At 73.0% G+C, this 18,439-nt stretch carries 17 protein-coding genes; 10 read left to right on the forward strand and 7 right to left on the reverse strand.

Annotation, left to right across the window (positions count from 1 at the left end):
* Window positions 1-119: 119 nt before the first annotated feature.
* Complete coding sequence (locus tag K7C98_RS27310; protein WP_224194720.1) at window positions 120-677, forward strand: hypothetical protein; 558 nt, start codon at window positions 120-122, stop codon at window positions 675-677.
* Between the two features lie 20 nt (window positions 678-697).
* Here K7C98_RS27310 and K7C98_RS27315 read toward each other — a convergent pair whose 3' ends face one another.
* The 5 genes from K7C98_RS27315 to K7C98_RS27335 form a co-directional block, all read right to left on the reverse strand.
* Window positions 698-841 (reverse strand): DUF5989 family protein, encoded by a 144-nt coding sequence (locus K7C98_RS27315; protein WP_431312841.1) that lies wholly within the window; start codon window positions 839-841, stop codon window positions 698-700.
* Between the two features lie 65 nt (window positions 842-906).
* Complete coding sequence (locus tag K7C98_RS27320; RefSeq protein WP_224194722.1) at window positions 907-2,616, reverse strand: carbamoyltransferase family protein; 1,710 nt, start codon at window positions 2,614-2,616, stop codon at window positions 907-909.
* Window positions 2,617-2,625: 9 nt separating this feature from the next.
* Window positions 2,626-3,339 (reverse strand): ferritin-like domain-containing protein, encoded by a 714-nt coding sequence (locus K7C98_RS27325; protein WP_224194723.1) that lies wholly within the window; start codon window positions 3,337-3,339, stop codon window positions 2,626-2,628.
* Window positions 3,336-3,659: a hypothetical protein gene (locus K7C98_RS27330; protein ID WP_224194724.1), complete on the reverse strand. Its 324-nt coding sequence runs from the start codon at window positions 3,657-3,659 to the stop codon at window positions 3,336-3,338. The genes K7C98_RS27325 and K7C98_RS27330 overlap by 4 nt, the downstream gene beginning before the upstream one ends.
* A 13-nt stretch (window positions 3,660-3,672) precedes the next feature.
* Window positions 3,673-6,000 (reverse strand): alginate O-acetyltransferase AlgX-related protein, encoded by a 2,328-nt coding sequence (locus K7C98_RS27335; RefSeq protein ID WP_224194725.1) that lies wholly within the window; start codon window positions 5,998-6,000, stop codon window positions 3,673-3,675.
* Between the two features lie 424 nt (window positions 6,001-6,424).
* Between K7C98_RS27335 and K7C98_RS27340 the strand changes: the two genes are divergently transcribed.
* From K7C98_RS27340 to K7C98_RS27370, 7 genes are all read left to right on the forward strand, one after another.
* Window positions 6,425-7,576 (forward strand): hypothetical protein, encoded by a 1,152-nt coding sequence (locus K7C98_RS27340; RefSeq protein ID WP_224194726.1) that lies wholly within the window; start codon window positions 6,425-6,427, stop codon window positions 7,574-7,576.
* Window positions 7,577-7,712: 136 nt separating this feature from the next.
* Window positions 7,713-8,525, forward strand: coding sequence for a hypothetical protein (locus tag K7C98_RS27345; protein WP_224194727.1), 813 nt, complete (start codon window positions 7,713-7,715; stop codon window positions 8,523-8,525).
* A gap of 640 nt (window positions 8,526-9,165) precedes the next feature.
* Window positions 9,166-9,732, forward strand: coding sequence for an RNA polymerase sigma factor (locus K7C98_RS27350; protein ID WP_224194728.1), 567 nt, complete (start codon window positions 9,166-9,168; stop codon window positions 9,730-9,732).
* A gap of 39 nt (window positions 9,733-9,771) precedes the next feature.
* The gene (locus K7C98_RS27355; protein ID WP_224194729.1) at window positions 9,772-12,870 is read left to right on the forward strand and encodes a serine/threonine-protein kinase; all 3,099 of its coding nucleotides are present in this window, start codon (window positions 9,772-9,774) and stop codon (window positions 12,868-12,870) included.
* Window positions 12,871-13,186: 316 nt separating this feature from the next.
* The gene (locus K7C98_RS27360; protein WP_224194730.1) at window positions 13,187-13,768 is read left to right on the forward strand and encodes a hypothetical protein; all 582 of its coding nucleotides are present in this window, start codon (window positions 13,187-13,189) and stop codon (window positions 13,766-13,768) included.
* A complete protein-coding gene (locus K7C98_RS27365) occupies window positions 13,768-14,133 on the forward strand; it encodes a hypothetical protein (protein ID WP_224194731.1) in 366 nt (121 codons plus the stop codon). The genes K7C98_RS27360 and K7C98_RS27365 overlap by 1 nt, the downstream gene beginning before the upstream one ends.
* An 8-nt stretch (window positions 14,134-14,141) precedes the next feature.
* Complete coding sequence (locus tag K7C98_RS27370) at window positions 14,142-15,332, forward strand: hypothetical protein (protein ID WP_224194732.1); 1,191 nt, start codon at window positions 14,142-14,144, stop codon at window positions 15,330-15,332.
* 9 nt (window positions 15,333-15,341) lie between these two features.
* Here K7C98_RS27370 and K7C98_RS27375 read toward each other — a convergent pair whose 3' ends face one another.
* Window positions 15,342-16,097, reverse strand: coding sequence for an SDR family oxidoreductase (locus tag K7C98_RS27375; RefSeq protein WP_224194733.1), 756 nt, complete (start codon window positions 16,095-16,097; stop codon window positions 15,342-15,344).
* Window positions 16,098-16,171: 74 nt separating this feature from the next.
* On the opposite strand from K7C98_RS27375, the gene K7C98_RS27380 reads away from it, so the two are divergent.
* The gene (locus K7C98_RS27380; protein WP_224194734.1) at window positions 16,172-17,068 is read left to right on the forward strand and encodes an AraC family transcriptional regulator; all 897 of its coding nucleotides are present in this window, start codon (window positions 16,172-16,174) and stop codon (window positions 17,066-17,068) included.
* A 9-nt stretch (window positions 17,069-17,077) separates the two neighbouring features.
* On the opposite strand, the gene soxR is transcribed toward K7C98_RS27380, so the two are convergent.
* On the reverse strand, window positions 17,078-17,551 hold the full coding sequence (gene soxR, locus K7C98_RS27385) for a redox-sensitive transcriptional activator SoxR (RefSeq protein ID WP_224194735.1): 474 nt from the start codon (window positions 17,549-17,551) through the stop codon (window positions 17,078-17,080).
* Between the two features lie 62 nt (window positions 17,552-17,613).
* Between soxR and K7C98_RS27390 the strand changes: the two genes are divergently transcribed.
* Window positions 17,614-18,435, forward strand: coding sequence for an NAD(P)H-binding protein (locus K7C98_RS27390; protein WP_224194736.1), 822 nt, complete (start codon window positions 17,614-17,616; stop codon window positions 18,433-18,435).
* Window positions 18,436-18,439: the final 4 nt, after the last annotated feature.

An 18,439-nucleotide genomic window follows, 5' to 3' on the forward strand; every position in this document is an offset into this window, starting at 1 on the left:
GGCGATCGTCGTTCGTCGCCACGCCACGACGCCGCCCGAGATCGCGCGCCGAGCAGGGGGAGGACTTCAATGCTGCCGGCGATCGCGTGGGTTATAAACCAGAGCCGCGGAGGATCTGCGTGAACCCGAACCCGATCCTGGCGTCGGTCCAGGCGCTCCTCAACGACCTCGACGACGAGACCTACCGCGCCGTGGAGCTCAGCGTCCGCGACCACGCGGTCCACGGGCTGGGCGCGGATATCGACGTCGAGACGGAGCTGCACCTGATCTTGCTGTCGAAGTACATGGCGGCGGCCGACGGCGTCAGCGGGGCGGAGGTCACGGGGCTCAAGCGATTGATGGACCGTCACGGGCTGCCCGAGGTGGCCCAGCGCCACCTGCTCGAGTTCGACGTGTCGACGGTGCGCCCCGAGGACGTGGCGGAGATCGTACAACCACGCAGCTCGCTGGCGGTGTACATGCTGTCGGGCGGGACGCTGCTGGCGGCGCTCGACGGGCTGTCCGGCGCGGAGCGCCTGCGGGTGCGCGCGGTCGGTGAACACCTCGGGCTCAGCCCGGAGCTGATCGACGTGGTGCTCGCCGAGGCGTGCCTGACCGCGGCGGCGCTGCTGAAGGGCGACGAGGCGATGATCCAGCTGATCCGCCCGCTGCGCCATGCGATCTACCGCCTGCTGTGAGGCCGGCCCGCTCGCGTGGATCAGAACAGGGTGTAGACGAACGGGGCGACGTAGGCGAGGCCGCCGGTGAGCCACAACAGGACGCCGGCGAGCAGCAGGACGACCAGCAGCGGGGCGAGGACGAACCGTGCGGGGTGGAGGAAGTGGGCGACGAGGCCGGCGATGGTGCGCAGGCGGGCGCCGAGGCGGCGCAGCAGGCCGGGGCGCGGCGGACGGGGCAGCGGGGCGGTCATGCGGGCCTCTCGATCAGCAGGTCCTCGACGATGAGGGCGTCGACGCCGTGGCGCAACCAGAAGGCCAGCGCATCCTCGGCGCCGGCGACGATCGGCTCGCCGGCGCCGTTCAGCGAGGTGTTGAGGACCACCGGGTCCTCGCCGCGCGCGGCCAGGGCGGTGAGCACGGCGTGCAGCTCGGGGGCGCGCTCGGCCGCGACGGTCTGCAGGCGGGCGGTGCCGTCGCGGTGGACGACGGCGCCGAGGCGCTCGCGCACGTCGTCGCGCGCGCGCGCGGTGGTGGTCATGAAGGGGGTCATGTCGTCGGGACCGGCGGTGAAGAAATCACATGTCCGTTCGGACAGGACGGCGGGGGCGAACGGGCGGAACGGCTCGCGCTCCTTGATCAGCCGGTTCATGCGCTCGCGGGTGGCGGGGTCGCGCGGGCGGGCGAGCAAGGAGCGCTGGCCGAGCGCCCGCGGGCCCCACTCGAAGCGGCCGCGCGCGTGGGCGACGATCCGGCCTTCGGCGACGAGCCGCGCGGCCTCGGCGGCGGGGTCGTCGACGCGGCGGGCGGGGAGGCCGAGCTCGCCGGCGATCGCGTGGGCGCGGGCCGGGTCGATCGCCAGGCCGAGGGCGGCGCTGCGCAGCGGCGGAGGACGCGGGTCGCCGCGCTCCTGCGCGGCCAGCAAGGCGGCCCCGAGCGCGCCGCCGGCGTCGCCCGCGGCCGGCTGGACGAACACGCGAGAGAAGCCCGCCTCGGCCTGAATGCGGGCGTTGGCGAGGGCGTTGAGGGCGACGCCGCCGGCGAGGCACAGGTGGTCGGCGCCGGTCAAGGCGCGGGCCTCGCGGGCGAGCGCGAGCAAGATGTCCTCGAGGACAGCTTGCAAGGTGGCGGCGACGTCGGCGTAGTGGCGGTCGTCGGCGCGCTCGAAGTCCCACGGCCGGTTGGGCGGGCGCCGCGGACCGAGCAGGCGCTCGAGCGCGGGGCCGAAGCCGAGGTCGGCGTCGCTCATGTGGGCGAAGCAGGCGAGGTCGAGCTCGTAGGCGCCGTCACCGGTGAGGCGGACGATCTTCGCGAACTGCTCGCGCAGGCGCGGCTGGCCCCACGCGGCCAGGCCCATGACCTTGTACTCGCCCTCGTTGACGGCGAAGCCGAGGTAGGCGGTGAGGCCGGCGTAGAGGAGGCCGAGCGAGTGGGGGAATTCGACGCTGGCGAGCAGGCGCAGGCGGCCGCCGCGGCCGTCCCAGATCGTGGTGGCGTGGGCCTCGCCGACGCCGTCGACGACGAGCACGGCGGCGTCCTCGTAGGGCGAGACGAGCAGGGCGCTGGCGGCGTGGCTGCGGTGGTGGTCGAAGCGGACGACGCGGTCGCGGGCGACACCTAGCCCTTCGGACAGGTGATCGAGGACCCAGATCTTGCTGCCGAGCTGGCCGGCGAGGGCGCGCGGGAAGGCCCGCCAGGTGCGGGGCAGGTGGCGCAGGAGGTGGACGAGCACGCGCTCGAGCTTGGCGAACGGCTCCTCGTAGAAGGCGACGGCGTCGAGGTCGGCGGGCTGCAGGCCGGCGTGCTGCAGGCAGGCGAAGGCGGCGGCCAGCGGGAGCCCGGGGTCGTTCTTGATCCGCGACAGCCGCTCCTCCTGGATCGCCGCGACGACCTCGCCGTCGACCACCAGCGCGGCGGCGGCGTCGTGGTAGTGGGCGGAGATGCCGAGGACGCGGGCCATGGCGCGGTGTCACTTCGGGGCGGGCAGGCCGGCGGGGCCCTCGACGCGCAGCCCGGGGCGGATCGGCCGGACCAGGCGCACGAGCAGGGCGAGCGGGGCGGCGAGGACGTAGAGCGCGAGCGTGAGGGCGAGGTAGACCCGCTCGGCGACGAACCGGCCGGCCCGCAACCACCGGCGCCCGAGCTCCCAGCGGGCGACGCGGCGCAGGGCCCGGCGCGCCTCGACGGCGCCGGCGAGCGCGAACAACAGCGCGCGCGTGTACTCGCCGTGGCGCCGCTCGTCGACGAGGATGGCCTCGAACAGGGCGGCGTCCTGATCGCGCGCCTGTCCCTTGAACCATGTGACGTAGGCCTCGAACTGCCGCCGCGCCCGCTCCTCGCCGAGGTGGACGAAGGCGAGGAATTCGCGCTCGCCGAGCAGCTCGAACAGGCGCTCGGAGTCGGCGCGCACCGGCGGCAGCGCGAACGGACGCGGCGCCTCGCCGGCCAGCCGGGCGGCCCGGCGGGCGAACATCTGCGCGTGCCGGGCCTCGTCGTCGGCGTGGCGCAGGTAGGCGGCCGCCCGCGCCGGCGAGGCGGTGCGCGCGGCCGCGAGGCGCAGGTCGAGCATGCTGCCCTGCTCGGCGAGGGCGAAGGCGTACAGCTTGCGCGCGCTGCGGGCCGGGGTCCGCCAGGCGAGCGGGCTGAGGAGACGCGCGAGGGCGCCGGTGAGGTCGCCGGTCATGAGGACGCCGCCCGCTCCGCGAAGGCCTCGGCCAGGCCCTGCAGGTCGCCGGCGGTCTCCGTGCCGCCGAGGTTCATGGCGACGATCGTGACCCCGTTCGCGCCGTACTCGGCCGCCTCGCCGGTCTCCCATGGCCAGTCTTCGAGGGTCAGCGTCCAGTCGGTGACGCGCTCCTCGTGGACCCATCGCCCGCGGCCGGCCAGGCGCAGCGCGTAGGCCGGCTCCGCCCACAGGTCGCTGCCCGCGTCGCGCACCAGCCAGCCGTCCTGCACCTCCGACCAGGCGACCACGTCGCCGACCCGGTAGGTCCTGTCGGTCATGCCGAACCTCCGCTCACTGGCACACGCCTCCGCCTTGCCACGGCATGCAGCTACCCCCCGCGGGGCACGGGTGGGCCTCGTCGCAGGGGGTCCAGCAGCGGTTGCTGGCGAATGCATGCACATGGCCTTCAGGGCATGTCGGAGCGAACAGGGGATCGTTCTGCGCGCAGGCCAGGCGGGCGGCGCAGTCCTTGTCCTCGGGGTAGGTCCGGGTGCAGGCGGCGATCAGCTCCGGGTCGCCCCACAGGTCGCTGCAGACCTCCTGGCAGTCGTAGACGTCCTGCTCGTATTCGTCGTCGAGCTTGGTGTTCTGGGGGCACAGCTGCTCCTTGCGGCTCAGCTTGTGGCAGGCGCACAGGCCGGCGATCGCGGCCTCGACGGCGGCGTCGCCGGGCGGGATCGTGAGCTCGGCCTTGACGAACTCGCCGACGAACTTCGGCTTGCCGTCGTCGCCGGCGGGCCAGCGGACCTGCAGGTCGTGGACCTCCTTCTTCCAGTAGAAGCGGGCGGTCAGCGGCTGGCCGACGGTCAGCGGGGTGACGAGCGAGAGGCCGTCGGCGGTGCGCATCGCCATGGTCGCCGGGGTCGCGCCCTCGGACACGACGACGCCGCCGAACTTGTCGGCGGCGCTGCGGCGGCGGCACTGCACGCGCAGCCACTCGCGCTCGATCTGGGTCGAGCAGCCGAGCGCGGTCGAGCCGGTGACCTTGACCTCGGGCGCGTTCACCCACTCGCCGGTTGTCGGCGTGAACGAGCGCCCCGCGGGCAGGCCCGGGTCGGGGGCGCGCAGCGGGACCGGCAGCGGGGTCTTCAGCGCCTCGTGCAGCGCGACGGCGAAGGCGGCGTGGCCCTTCGCGGTCATGTGAATGTCGTGATCGAGGAACGCGCCGGGCTGGGCCTCGCGCAGGGCGGGGGTGACGTCGAGGGCGCGCAGGCCGAGGGCGCGGGCGTCCTCGACCAGGTCCGCGAGCAGGATCAGCGAGTCTTGCATGTCGGGCGCGTCGGCGACGTCGTACTTGGCCCATTCGCCGGGGTCGACCTGGACGTCGATCGGCAATGCCACGACCACGAGCTCGGCGCCGTATTCGTCGCACAGGGCCTTGAACTGCTGCAGGTAGTCGTGGAAGCGCGAGGGCGGGCGGCTCGGCGGCGGCACGCCGGCGGCGATCTGCTGGCGCAGCCGCTGCTGCTCGGCGACGAGCTCGGCCTCGGCCGCGAGCAGGTCCTTGAGCTCGGTCTTGCCGGCCTTCTCCTCTTTCTTCAATTGCGCGGCGAGGTGGTCGTTGCGCAGCTTGGCGGCCTGGCGGACGAGGGCGGCGGTGACCTGGATCGAGCGGCTCGATTCGCCGTAGTCCTCGCGGACGATGTCGCCGGGGCGGCCGCGGGCGACGGCGAGCTCGAAGGTGCCGAGCTTGTCGTCGACGTTGCCGACGAGCAGCTTGCGGTCGATGGTCTCGCGCTGCTCGGCGAGCTTCTGCCCGAGGGCGTCGAGGTCGGTGCGCGAGGTGGCGAGCGCGGCGACGGCGGTCTGGTGCTCGCTGGCGGCGGCGGCGTGGGCGGTCTGGCTGGCGAGCACGAGGTCGGCGAGGCCGCCCTCCGAGGGCGTGCCGGCGTCGACGGGGCGGCCGAGCTCGGAGTCCTCGGGGATGGCGACGGTGCCGCGCTCGTGCAGCCAGCGGCGCAGGGTGTAGAACGCGTGAGATCTGGAGAACAGCCACCTGCGGCCCGGGAACTGGGTCACGTGCGTCGGCGCCGTCTCGCTGCGCACGGCCCAGCCGTCCCACACCGCGTGGCGCTCGCGGTTGGGCCGATCGATCTCGAACGGGTCGTTGACGAAGTTGAGGACCACCACCACCGTCTTCGCCTGGCGCTCGGCCAGCAGCTCGCGCGCGACCGCGAGGTACTCCATCGGCCCGTAGGTCGGCACGCCGGCGTTGATGATGCTGCGGCCCGACAGCTGCGCCAGCTGGGCCGAGAAGGTGCGGTCGTCGTCGACGCCGAGGCCGAACACCTGCGAGTCGCCGACGACGATGACCTCGTCGCCGCCGGGCGCCGGCCACTCGTCGCCGCGGTAGCCGCGGCTGTTGACGTGGATCGTCGACGACGGGTTGGGCTTGAGGCGAAACTCCATCGTCGCGCCGGGCTCGAGGCGGACGCCGAGCTCGGGGTCGGCGACGTAGAAGTTGACGTGGGGGAACGCCCCGCCGTCGCGCGCCGAGAAGGCGACCTCGGTGAGCGCGGCGCCGAGACCGAGGCCCACCAGCAGCTGGCCGGTGATCGACAGGGCCCGGAGCCAGCGGCGGCGCGGCGGGGGACTGGGGGGCTGGACTCGAGTCGCCATCGTCGTCTCGCTCGGTCGCCGTAAAACGGCCGACCCGGCTGAGGGTATTCCGGATCGCGGGGGAGCGGGTACCCACCCGTCAGAAAGCGCGGAATCGGCCGCCGGGCGCGCGCTGGCGCCCGAACCGGCGCGCCCCGGGTCGCGCCGGCGCGGCCCGGAGGCGCGCTCGGGGGGACGTGGCATTCGGGTGTCTCAATGGGCATGTCGGATACAACATGTCGAAATGCACATGTCGTTTCAGACATGTCACAAGACCCGCGGGTGCGGGCCCGTCGATGCGGGCGCAGGTGCGACACGGCGCTCGGTCGACGTGACGAATCGCGGCGGCGGGCACGCGCACGCGAGAGGATGCGCAAGCTGTCGCGACCGCCCGCGCACGGTCGCGGATGTGGCTGCGCGCGGGCGGCGTGCTACCTCTCGCGGCATGCGGATTGATTGGCATGGACATCGAAGGTTCGGAGGATTGGCGCTGGTCGGGGCGCTGCTGAGCGCCTGCCCCGGGGGCGAGGGCTCGACCGAAAGCGCGACGACGGGCAGCTCGACGACGGAGGCGGCGACGACGGAGGCGCCCACGACGGGGACGCCGACGACGACGACGGAGGGGACGACGGCGCCGACGAGCACGGGCGAGGCGAGCAGCACCAGCGGCGGCGAGGAGATCGATCCGCGCGTCGCGGACTGCCTGCGGATCAACGCCTGCGAGGCCGACGGGGGCTCGCCGTTCGGCCTGCAGACCTGCCTGGCGCACGCGCTCGACGTGCCGTGGACGTGGGCGGCGACCGGGACGATGCGGATGGCGATCGAGGCGATGGAGTGCAAGCTGGCGGCGCCCGACTGCGAGGGCGTGCGGGCGTGCACGCCGGCGCTCGAGCCGTTCGCGGAGATCTGTCAGGACAACGTGGGCTGGAGCGTGTGCGAGGGCGACCAGTGGGTGTTCTGCGACGAACTCGGGGCGCCGCTGCGGGCGATGGACTGCGGGGCGGCCGGGCAGGCCTGCGGGTTCGAGGCGTGGGCCGGCTGCGGGCTCGAGCCGTGCGAGTACGGGGTCACCGAGGCGACGTGCGACCCGGACGACCCGGAGGTGCTGATCGAGTGCCAGCCGGACGGGTTCCTGTCGCGGGTCGACTGCCGCACGCAGAACAACTTCGTGATCGTCGGCGGCAAGGACGGCGACAAGGTGTTCACGATCGCCGGCGAGACCTGCGGCTTCGACCCGATGCGCAACGCGAACGCCTGCGTCGGCACCGGCGAGCCGTGTGACTTCTTCTCGCAGCAGTGCGACGGCGACGTGCTCGAGACCTGCGCCGGCGGCAAGCTCGGTCGGCGCGACTGCTCGACGGTCGAGCCGGCGGGCCAGGGCTGCGGCTACATCCAGGCCGGCCCGTTCGCCGGCGCGGCGTCGTGCGGGCTGATCGACACGGCCTGCGGCCTCGATGCGCCGGAGAGCTGCGACGGCGCGACGCTCTCGTTCTGCGACTGGAACCAGCCGGGCACGATCGATTGCGTGGCCGCCGGTTACAGCGGCTGCGCGACCACGGACTACGCCGGACGCACGGTGGCCTACTGCACGCCGTGACGGCGGGTGTCGGCCGGCGCCGGCATATGTCCCTGGGGACATGTCGGGCGCCGGCCGGCGCCGCGGCCGAAGACCCCGAGCAGACGCCCGCAGAGGCGCTTGCGGGGCGCGGGGGCGCTTGGTAGAAGGCCCGCCGATGTCCCCCGCGTCCCTGTCTCGTCCTCTGGTCGATATGGTCCGGTCCTCGCGCCTGTTCGGCGGCCTCGCAGCCGCGGCGCTGCTCGTCGGCTGCGGCGAGAACAAGGACCCGCTCGACACGATCGGCAATGTCACGGCCGGCCCGACCGGCGGGTCGAGCCCCAACCCGAGCGGTAGCCCGAGCGGCGGCGACCCGACCGAGGGCAGCACCGAGAGCTCGACCGAGACCGGCGCCCCGACCGAGGGCACGACCACGAGCGGCGGCGGCCACGGCGACTGTGACCAATTCCTGCTGTGCGTCGGGGCGGTCAGCCCGGAGTCGCTGGCCGAGACCGAGACGGCCTACGGGCCCGAGGGCACCTGCTGGACCACGCCGGAGCTGACCGAGCAGTGCCTGCAGGCGTGCTCGGAGGGGCTGGCGAGCTTCGGGACGCTCTACCCCGACGAGCCGGCCTGCGGCGGCAGCGGGACCTCGACCACCAGCGTGAGCACCACCGGGCCGCTGACGAGCACGAGCGAGCCGTGGACGAGCACGAGCGATCCGTGGACGAGCACCAGCGGCGACCCGGAGACCACCGGCAGCCCGTATGGCAACTGCGGCTGGGACGGCGGCAACGCCTACTACGCGTGCGGCTTCGTGGGCGAAGATCCCGGCGGCACCAGCCCGATCGACTGCCCGCCCGACGTGATGGAAGGCGCCCCGTGCGACGAGACCACGGCGGTCAACGGCATCGGCTGCTGCATGCCCAACGGCGACAACTACTTCTGCAGCGCCGAGAACACGGTCTATCTCGACCCGTGCGGCCCCTGACCGTTTGCGCGGGTTCCGAGGGACAGGTCGTCGTATTTGGATGATCTGGCCTTCGAGGCAGGTTGTCGGACCGACGATGAACGCCGGCTATTCGCACAGCACCGTGATTCGCGGTCCGATGATTTCGCGCATGGGTGCGACGTGCGCCGAAAAATATGCGATGACCACAGACGCGAGATCGTCGATTCGACCCATTGCACGAAAGCGGGCCCTCACGCGCACGCGGGAGCGAGATCCAGGATCGATATCCCTGCCGCGACGCGAGAATGTCGACAGGCGCGAGGTCAGCGGCGCCGAGGGCTGGAGGTCGACGGGGCCGTCGTCGCTGCGGCCCGGCGGCCGGGGCGCACGGGACGTGCTCCGCCCCGACCGGCCGTCTTCGGGAGGTCAGGGCGCCGCGGGCTGCGAGATCGGCGGTGTGCGCGGGGAAGCACTCGGCCAAGAAATCGCGCTGTAAGTGACCCGTGGCGGTGCTGCATGCCACTGTCGCCGAACCGCGCTGCGGCGGAGCGGCCGCGCCTCGAGTGCCTCGACCGCGCGGCCGGGCGCGGGCCTTCACGCGTCTCCGACCCCCTGAACGCGGCCCATCGTCCCGATCTGCCGCCGCGGCGGCACGCACGTGCAGCGACGGAGACGGGGTATGCTCCCGGTCCTCCTCATGCGCACGGACATCGAGCTCCTCGACGCCTGGTGCGCCGGCGACAACGTCGCCGGCGACGCCTTGATCCGGCGGCATTTCGAAGCGGTGTGTCGGTTCTTTCGCAGCAAGCTCGGGGAAGACGTCGAGGACCTGATCCAGCGGACGTTCCAGATCTGCACCGTGCGGCGCAAGGAGCTGCAGGCCGACGGGAGCTTCCGCGGGTTCTTGTTCGGGGTGGCGCGCAACCTGCTGCTCGACCATCTGCGCCGGCTCTACCGCCGCGGCGAGCACGACGACGTCCACATGTATTCGCTGCGCGACCTCGGGACCACGCCATCGGAGGCGGTGGCCCGCAACGAGCGCGAAGTGATGATCCAGGAGGCGATGCGCCGGATCCCGCTCGAGCAGCGGATGTTGCTCGAGCTGGCCCACTGGGAGCGGCTGACGGGGCGGGAGATCGCCCAGGCGCTCGACATCGGCGAGAACACGGTGCGCAGCCGGCTGTCGCGCGCCCGCGCCGCGCTGCGCGAGGAGCTCGAGCGGCTGGGATCAAAAGACTCGCTGTGACGACTCATCAGAGCGGGCATCGAGGCCGATGAGACGACCATGACCACCTTCGACGAGGACGACGAGCTGCTGGCAGAGCTCGCGGCGATCCGGCCCGACCAGACGGACGTGTTCGCGCGCTCGGTGCATGCGTCGATCCGGCGCAACCTGATCGGCGAGACGGGGGAGCCGTTCCGCCTCGGGCGCTTCACGGTGCTCGAACCGCTGGGCGGCGGCGGCATGGGGGTCGTGTTCGTCGCCTACGATCCGGTCCTCGACCGCAAGATCGCGCTCAAGGTCCTGCACAACCGCGGCGACCGGGGCCGGCGCGAGGTCCTGCGCGAGGGCCGGGCGCTGGCCCGCCTGAAGCACCCCAACGTGGTCGCGGTCTTCGAGGTCGGCGAGCTCGACGACCGCGTGTTCGTGGCGATGGAGTACGTCGACGGGCACAACCTGCGCGAGTGGTTGCGCCAGCCGAGGACCACCGCGGCGATCCTGGCCCGCCTCGTCGAGGCCGGGCGCGGGCTGGCGGCGGCGCACGCGGTCGAGCTGGTCCACCGCGACTTCAAGCCCGAGAACGTGGTGATCGACGGCAACGGCCACGCGCGGGTGATCGACTTCGGCCTGGCGCGGCCGATCGCGGAGCTGCCCGAGCCGGCGCAGTCCGCCGCCGTCGCGCCGGCGACCGCTGCCTCGGTGCACGGCGGGACCCCGGCCTACATGGCGCCCGAGCGCCTCGCCGGGGCCGCGGGCGATCACCGCTCCGATCAATACTCGTTCTGCGTCACCGCCTGGGAGGCGCTGTTCGGCGCGCGCCCGGCGGACGCGCGCGCGCGCGTGGCCCAGGCGCAAGGACGGAGCGTGCCGGGGTGGCTGCGCAAGGTGCTGGAGCGCGGGCTGTCCGCTGCGCCAGGTGACCGCTATCCGACCACCGAGGCGCTGCTGGCGGCGCTGCGCGCCGACCCGACCCGGCGGCGACGGGTGGTGGCGGCCGTGGTCGTGGCGGGGCTCGCGGTCGCGGGCTGGTTCGGCGTCCGGGACTACCGCGAGGCGCAGACGGTGGCCTCGTGCGAGGCGGACGGGGCGAGCATGGCCGGGGCGTGGCGCCCCGAGGCGCGGACGAAGCTGCGCGACGGGATGCTCGCCTCGGGGGTCGCGTACGCGGAGACGGCGGCGGACAAGGTCGTGCCGTACTTCGTGGCCCAGGCGGAGGCGCTGACGCAGGCGCGCACGGAGGGGTGCCTGAACGCGCGGGTGCGGGGGACGTGGGACGAGGACACGCTGGCGCGCTCGGTGTGGTGCCTGGAGGTGCGACGGTTGGAGTTCGAGGCGCTGCTCGACGCGCTCTCGCAGCCCAAGGCGACCTCGGTGCAGGCCGCGGTGGACGCGGCGGCCGCGTTGTCGCCGACCGGCCCGTGCCTGGACGCCTCTCAGCTGGCCAGGTTGCCGCCGTTGCCGCCGGACCCGGAGCGCCACCAGGCGGTCCGGCGGCAGCTCGCGCGAGCCGGGGCGCTGCGGACCGCGGGGGACTACGACGAGGGGCTGCGTGAGGCGCGAGAGGCGTTGGCCGCCGCGGAGGATCTCGACTGGCCGGCGCTGACGGCCGATGCTCGCCGGCGCGTCGGGATGCTGCTCGTCGAGGGCGGGAAGTACCAGGAGGCCGAGCCGATGCTCGAGGATGCGTACTTCGAGGCGGCGAGGGCCGGTGCGCTGGAAGTGACGGCGAACGCAGCGGTCGACCTCGCCGAGACCGTGGGCTACCGCCAGGCGCGTTACCTCGACGGACTCCGGTGGTCGCGACTCGCGGAGGTCGCGGCCGCCGCGATCGAGCCGGAGGACCGGTTGTCCACGCGGCGCAGCGAGATCGTCAGCACCCGCGCGAAGATCCACGAGGGCAAGGGCGACTACGCGGAGGCGCAGGCGCTCCTCGAACGGGTGCTCGCCATGGACGAGAAGCTGCTCGGCCCCGAGCACCCGCACGTCGCCAACACGCTCAACAACCTCGCCAACGTCCACTGGGCGACGCGAGCGTACGCGGAGGCGAGGCCGCTCTACGAGCGGGCGCTCGCCATCCACGAGAAGACGCTGGGCTCCGACCACCCGCACCTCGCCACCACGCTCAACAACCTCGCCAACATCCACCTCGCGACCGGGTCGTACGACGAGGGGCGGGCGATCCTCGAGCGCGTGGTGGCGACCGAGGAGAAGGTGCTGGGCCCGGAACACCCGGACTTCGCCATCTCGCTCCACAACCTCGCCAGCGCCTACCGGCTGAAGGGGGCGTACGCGGAGGCGAGGGTGCTCTACGAGCGGACGCTCGCCATCCGCGAGAAGGTGCTCGGCCCCGAGCACCCGAGCGTCGCCCAGTCCCTCAACAGCATCGCCGGGATCTTGTCGCGCACGGGGGCGTACGAGGAGGCCAGAGTGATGCACGCGCGGGCGCTGGCCCTCCGCGAGAAGGCGCTGGGCCCCGACCACCCCGACGTGGCGAGCTCGCTCCACAACCTGGCCGGCGTCCACAGGTCCATGGGGGCGTACGGGGACGCGAAGCCGCTGTTCGAGCGGGCGCTGGCGATCTGGGAGCAGGCGTTCGGCCCCGAACACGTGAGCCTCGCGGCCCCGCTCGAGAGCCTCGCCCTCGTCCACGTCGCCCTCGGCGAGTACGACAGGGCGAGCCCGCTGGCCGAACGGGCGCTGGCGGTCCGCGAGAAGAAGCTGGGCCCCGACCACCCGGACGTCGCGTTCTCCCTCGTCAACCTCGCCCTCGTCCGCGCGTCCACCGGCGCGTACGAGGAGGCGGAGGCGCTGTACCGGCGGGCGCTGGCGATCGACGAGGCCAAGCTGGGTCCCGACCACCCGGAGGTCGCGTACACCTTGATCGGCCTCGCCGAGGTCGCGCTGGCCCGCGACCGACCGGCGGAGGCCGTGGCGCTGGCGGAGCGCTCCACCGGCATCCTCGCCGGCCGCGAGGCGCCGGCGGACAAGTTGGCAGACAGCCGCTTCGTGCTCGCGCGGGCGCTGGTGGCCGCGCTCGCGGACAAGGACCGCGCGCTCGCGCTGGCGCGACAGGCCCGCGACGGCCTGCGCGCCGTCAATGGCAAGAGCAAGGAGCTCGCGCAGGTCGAGGCGTTCCTGACGCAGCACGAAGATAGGCGATAGGCGCCGCGTCGCCCGGAGCACGTGCTGGCGGATGACCTCGCCCTCGATGCATGGCGCGAGGGCCCGATTGCCGAGAGAGTCATCGAGCTGGTCAAACGAACTGCCGGTGAAAGCCGCCGGTCGCGCGCCTGGAGAATTGCCGGCGGTCGTGCGCGAGCGAAACGGAGCGCATCGCCGCCGCGAATTTTTTCGGGATCAACCAGCGGCGTCCGACGACTTAACGATACCGCCCCCGCCGGGGCCGTATCCCATGGACCACGCAGGTAGATCCTCGCCAATCGTACAATTCTCGCCACCGCCCGCGCACCGACGACGCGTGTCGCTCGCCGCGCTGACGGTGCTCCTCGCGTCACCGTCGCTCGCGGGCGCACAGCCGCCGCCGGTCGCCGAATTCGACGAATCACCCGCGCCTCCGAGCGACGTGCTCCACCCCGACCTCGCCGCCGACGCGCCGCAGGCCGACTGGATCCGCGAGGGTTACGGCGCCGGCGCCGGCGTCGAGGGGGACCCGCGCGCGTTGAACCGCCAGATCCGCCGTGCGGGCCGGGTCACCCTCGCCGGCGGCGCGATCGCCATCCTCGGCGGCACGCTCGCCATCACCGGCGCGATCCTCCTCTACGGCGTGCGCCCGAAGACCCGCCTGCAGGACCTCGCCAAGGACAACGGCGGGTCGTTGCCGACCGACGACGAGGAGCGCCACCGCCTGATCTCGATCGCCCGCGCCGGCCCGGTCGTCGCGTTCACCGGGCTCGGCGTGCTCGTCGGCGGGGCGGTCACCGCCGCGGTCGCCCGGCTCCGCCTGAAGAAGCTGCGGGAGCGGCGGCGGACCTCGATCGTCTCGGTCTCGCCGACCATGTTCGGCCACGGCGCCGAGGTGCACTGGGAGGTGAGGTTCTGATGTCACGTCATTTCTACGATCTCATCAAGCTCGTCGCGGTCGCCGGCCTCGCCGGCGCCTGCGACTTCGAGGAGGCGCTCGAGGGCGAGCCGTGCACCGTCGAGGACGATTGCTGGCACACGCAGGAGTGCGCGCGCACCGGGCCCGAGCGCTTCTACAACCTCCCCGGTATCTGCCAGCCCGAGGACACCGGCTGCGTATTCGGCCGGCAGCTCGGTTGTGCGTGCAATCCGGTCGACCCTGCGACCAACTGCACCGTGCCCGCGCTCCCGTACAACTTGCACGCCACCTATCCCCGGATGGTCTGCGACGCGGCGATCTTGCAATGCGCCGTCGCGCCCCCGGAAGGCGGAGACCAGCCGTGAATCGACGCATGATGATTTCCCTGTTCACCGCCGCCGCGCTGTTCGACACGGCCGGCTGCGCCTTCATCACCGGACTCGCGAGCGCGGGCGGGGCCGACGCGTCGGCCTTCACCGTCGACATGGAGCGCTACCAGGTCCAGAGCCTCGGCCTCGCGCCCCAGCACGGGGGCGATGCGATCTGCCCGACCTCCGCGGTGGCCTTCAAGGTCGTCGCCGAGGCGATCGACAGCAAGAAGTCGGCGGCCGTGACGCTCGAGACGGCCGACCCGAAGGGCTCGGCGAACGACGCGCGCGGCAAGATGGACCTGACCGAGTTCGCCCTGGCCGCGCGCGGCGGGACGATCGAGAACGGGACCTTCTCCGCCTCCGCCGATCCGTTCGCGGCGCTCCTCGGCTTCGACGTCAAGGCGACCTACCGCCTCGACAAGACCAAGGAAGCGACCAGGCACTTCGCGCCGGAGTACTCGTGCATCAAGGAGGTCGGCGCGGCCGGCTCGTCCGGCAGCGAGGCCGGCAGGGTGGGCAGCCAGGGCTCGTCGAACGGCGGTGCGGGCGGTCCCGGCGGCCCGGGCGGCGCGGGGGCGCCCGGTCTCAATCTCACGGCCCACGTGTCGATCGTCGAGACCCCCCTGTTCGACCGGCTCGGCATCATTCGCGTCACCGGTGACTCCGAGCAATTGACGCTCTTCGACCTCTCGGCGGGGATCACCGTCGTCGCGCGCGGGGGCGACGGCGGCCGCGGCGGACCGGGCGGGCAGGGCGGCATCGGGGCCGACCCGCAGGGGACCGGCGGTCCGGGCGGTCCAGGAGGCGACGGCGGCCCCGGCGGCGACGGCGGCCAGGTGCTCGTCGTCCTCGACCATCGCTATCCCGAGCTGGCCGAGAGCGTCCGCATCGACGTCTCGGGTGGCGCGCCGGGTGAGGGTGGTCCGGGCGGCCGCGGCGGAATGGGCGCTCCCTCGCGCTCGCCCTGTTCGGGCTGCAAGTCGATCCCGCCCGGCGCCCAGGGACCGAGCGGTCCGTCCGGCAGGACGGGCGGCGCCGGCGGACGGGCGGGCACCGGGACGGTGCGCGTCGAGGACGTCGGCCCGGTGTTCGCTTCCTTGCCGCCGGGCGTCCGGCTGCGCGCCGATCCTCCGCCGGAGGTGCTGCCGCCGCCACCACCGCCGCCGCCGGCCAAGAAGTCGCGGCGCAAGTGACTCGGGCGCTCAGGCTCGGCTTTCGGACTGCCGCGCCAGCGCCACCGCGTCGGGGCCCGCGGGGAAGCGGAGCTGCCCGGAGGCGTCGGTGGCGGCGAGGTACACCGCCTCGGCCACGTCGGACTCGGTCGTCACCGCGGCCGGCTGGGTGAAGGCCGCGAAGACGCGCTGGGCGAAGGGCGCGTAGGCCTCGGGGATCCGGCCGTCGTTGCGCGGCCCCGTGTTGCTGGTGAAGCGCGTGGTCGGGCCGTAGCCGGGCTCGACCAGCTTGACCCGCACGTCGAAGGCCTCGAGCTCGAGCGCCAGCGAGGCGGTGAAGCCCTCGATGGCGGTCTTGCTGGCGGTGTACACGGCCACGAGCGGCATCGGTGCCAGGGTCACGCTCGAGGTCACGTTCACCACCACGCCCGACCTGCGGGCGCGGAGCTGGGGCAGCACCGCCTGCGTCATCGCCATGACGCCGAAGGTGTTGGTCTCGAACACCTCGCGCGCCACGGCCATCGGCGTGGCCTCGAAGGCGCCGAGCGCCCCGATGCCGGCGTTGTTGACGAGCACGTCGATGGGCCCGCTCGCGGCCAGCGCGGCGGCGATGCTGGCGGGCTGCGTCACGTCGAGCGCCAGCACGCGCACTCGCTCCGACCGGGGCAGGACGTCCTCGCGCGGGGTCCGCATGGTGGCGATCACGTTCCAGCCCCGGGCGTGGAAGTGGCGCGCGGTCTCGAGGCCGTAACCGGAGGAGCAACCAGTGATGAGCACGGTCTTCATGGGTCCTGGTATAGCCAGCGCGCGCCGGACTCTCTATGCTGTGGCGTCCGCATTTTATTGGCGAGCGTCCAGACATGCACGACCCACTCTCGCAAGTCATCGCGCTGCTGCAGCCGCGCGCCGTGTTCTCGAAGCCGATCAGCGGCGCCGGTCGCTGGGCCGTCCGCTACTCGGACTTCGGCCAGCCGAGCTTCTGCACCGTGCTGGAGGGCCGCTGTCGCCTCGCGGTCGACGGCCACCGGGCCCTGACGCTCGAGGCGGGCGACTTCCTGCTCCTGCCGGCGACGCCGGGCTTCACCATGTCGGGCTTCGAGCCGGCGCGGCCGGAACACATCGACCCGAAGCTGACGCCCGCGCCGACCGGTGAAGTGCGCCACGGCACCCGCGGCGGGCGGCCCGACGTGCGCCTCCTCGGCGGCTACTTCGTGTTCGACTCGCCCGACGCGACGCTGTTGGTCTCGCTGCTGCCGGCGGTGATCCACGTGCGCGGCGTGGAGCGGCTGTCGCTGCTGGTGCGGCTCGTCGGCGACGAAGCGAGCGCGCGCAGGTCGGGCCGCGACCTCGTGCTCACGCGGCTGGTGGAGGTGCTGCTCATCGAGGCGCTGCGGGCGACGCCGGGCGACGACGCGCCTCCGGGCCTGCTGCGCGGCCTGGCCGATGCCCGCCTGGCCCCGGCCATCCGGCAGATCCACAACCAGTTCGCGCGCTCGTGGACGGTGGCCCAGCTGGCGAAGACCGCCGGGCTGTCACGCTCGGCGTTCTTCGAGCGCTTCACCGGCGCCGTGGGCCTGCCGCCGATGGAGTACCTGCTCGCCTGGCGCATGGCCGTGGCGAAAGACCTGCTCCGCGGCCACGACCTCGGGCTCGCCGAGGTCGCCGAACGCGTCGGCTACGGCTCGGCGAGCACCTTCAGCACGGCGTTCAGCCGGCACGTGGGCCAGCCTCCGGGTCGCTACGCGCGCGAGCACTAGCGCGTCGCTTCAGGTCGCCGGCGCGTCGCCCATCCAGTAGCGGGGGCCGGGACCATTTCGGCCGGCACGGTCCTTCGGGTTGGCGAGGCGGCAGCGCTCGAAGGACAGACAGCCACAGCCGATGCACTCGGTGAGCCCGAGCTTGAGGCGCTCGAGCTGGACGATCTGCTCGTTGATGCGCGACATCCAGGCGCGCGACAGGCGTGACCAATCCTGCGGGCTCGGCACGTGGTCAGGCGGGAGCTTGGCGAGCTCGGCCCCGATCTCCTCGAGCGACAGGCCGATCCGCTGCGCGAACACAATGAATGCGATCCGCCGCAGCACGGCCCGCTGGTAGCGACGGTGACCCGAGCCGGCCCGCTCGGAGCGGATCAGTCCGCGCTCCTCGTAGAAACGAAGGGCCGACGACGCCACGCCGCTGCGGCGGGAGACCTCTGCGATCGTGAGGAGCGGAAGCGCGGGCGGCGACGTCTTGGCGAGCATGAGGCCAGCGGAGCACGATTTCCGCTTGACTTCAAGTTCACTTGAACTTGCATGCTCCCGGCATGCACAGGAACGTCCTGGTCACCGGCGCCAGCGGCAACGTCGGTCGTCATGTCACTCTTCGGTTGAGGCGCACGGAAGGGGTCCGCGTCCGCGCGCTGACGCGTGACCCCGAGGCGGCGCGGTTACCTGCCGGAGTCGAGGTCGCGCGCGGCGACCTGATGGCCCCGGACACGCTGGAGGCCGGCCTTTACGGTGTCGACGCGGTCTTCCTGCTGTGGCCGCTCCTCACCAGCGAAGGCGCACCCGCGGTGCTCGAGGCGCTCGCCCGCCACGCGCGTCGCGTCGTGTATCTCTCTGCGCCGGGCGGATCGTTTCACGCCGAGCTCGAGCAGATGATCGAACGCTCCGGGCTCGAGTGGACCTTTCTGCGCCCCACCGGGTTCGCCACCAACACCCTGGCATGGGCGCCGCAGATCCGCAGCGAGGGGATCGTGTGCTGGCCCTACGGCGAGGCGCGCCGGTCGCTCATCCATGAACAGGACATCGCCGCCGTGGCCGTGCGCGCGCTGATGGAGGAGAACCACGCCGGGCAGCGCTATCTGCTGACCGGTCCCGAGGCGCTGACTCAGATCGAGCAAGCGCACGCGATCGGGCGAGCGATCGGGCGTCCGGTGCAATACAAGGAGCTCTCGCCCGACACGGCGCGACGCGAACTCCTGACCGCCTGGGGCAACGCCGCCTTTGTCGACGCGGCGCTCGCCGGCTGGGCGCAGATGGTGGCCCACCCCGAACCCGTGACGCACACGGTGGAGGAGATCACCGGCTCGCCGGCCCGTCCGTTCCGCGACTGGGCGCGCGACCACGCCGAGGACTTCCGGTGACCGC

The sequence above is a fragment of the Nannocystis pusilla genome (assembly GCF_020073745.1).
Classification (GTDB): Bacteria; Myxococcota_A; Polyangia; order Nannocystales; family Nannocystaceae; genus Nannocystis; species Nannocystis radixulma.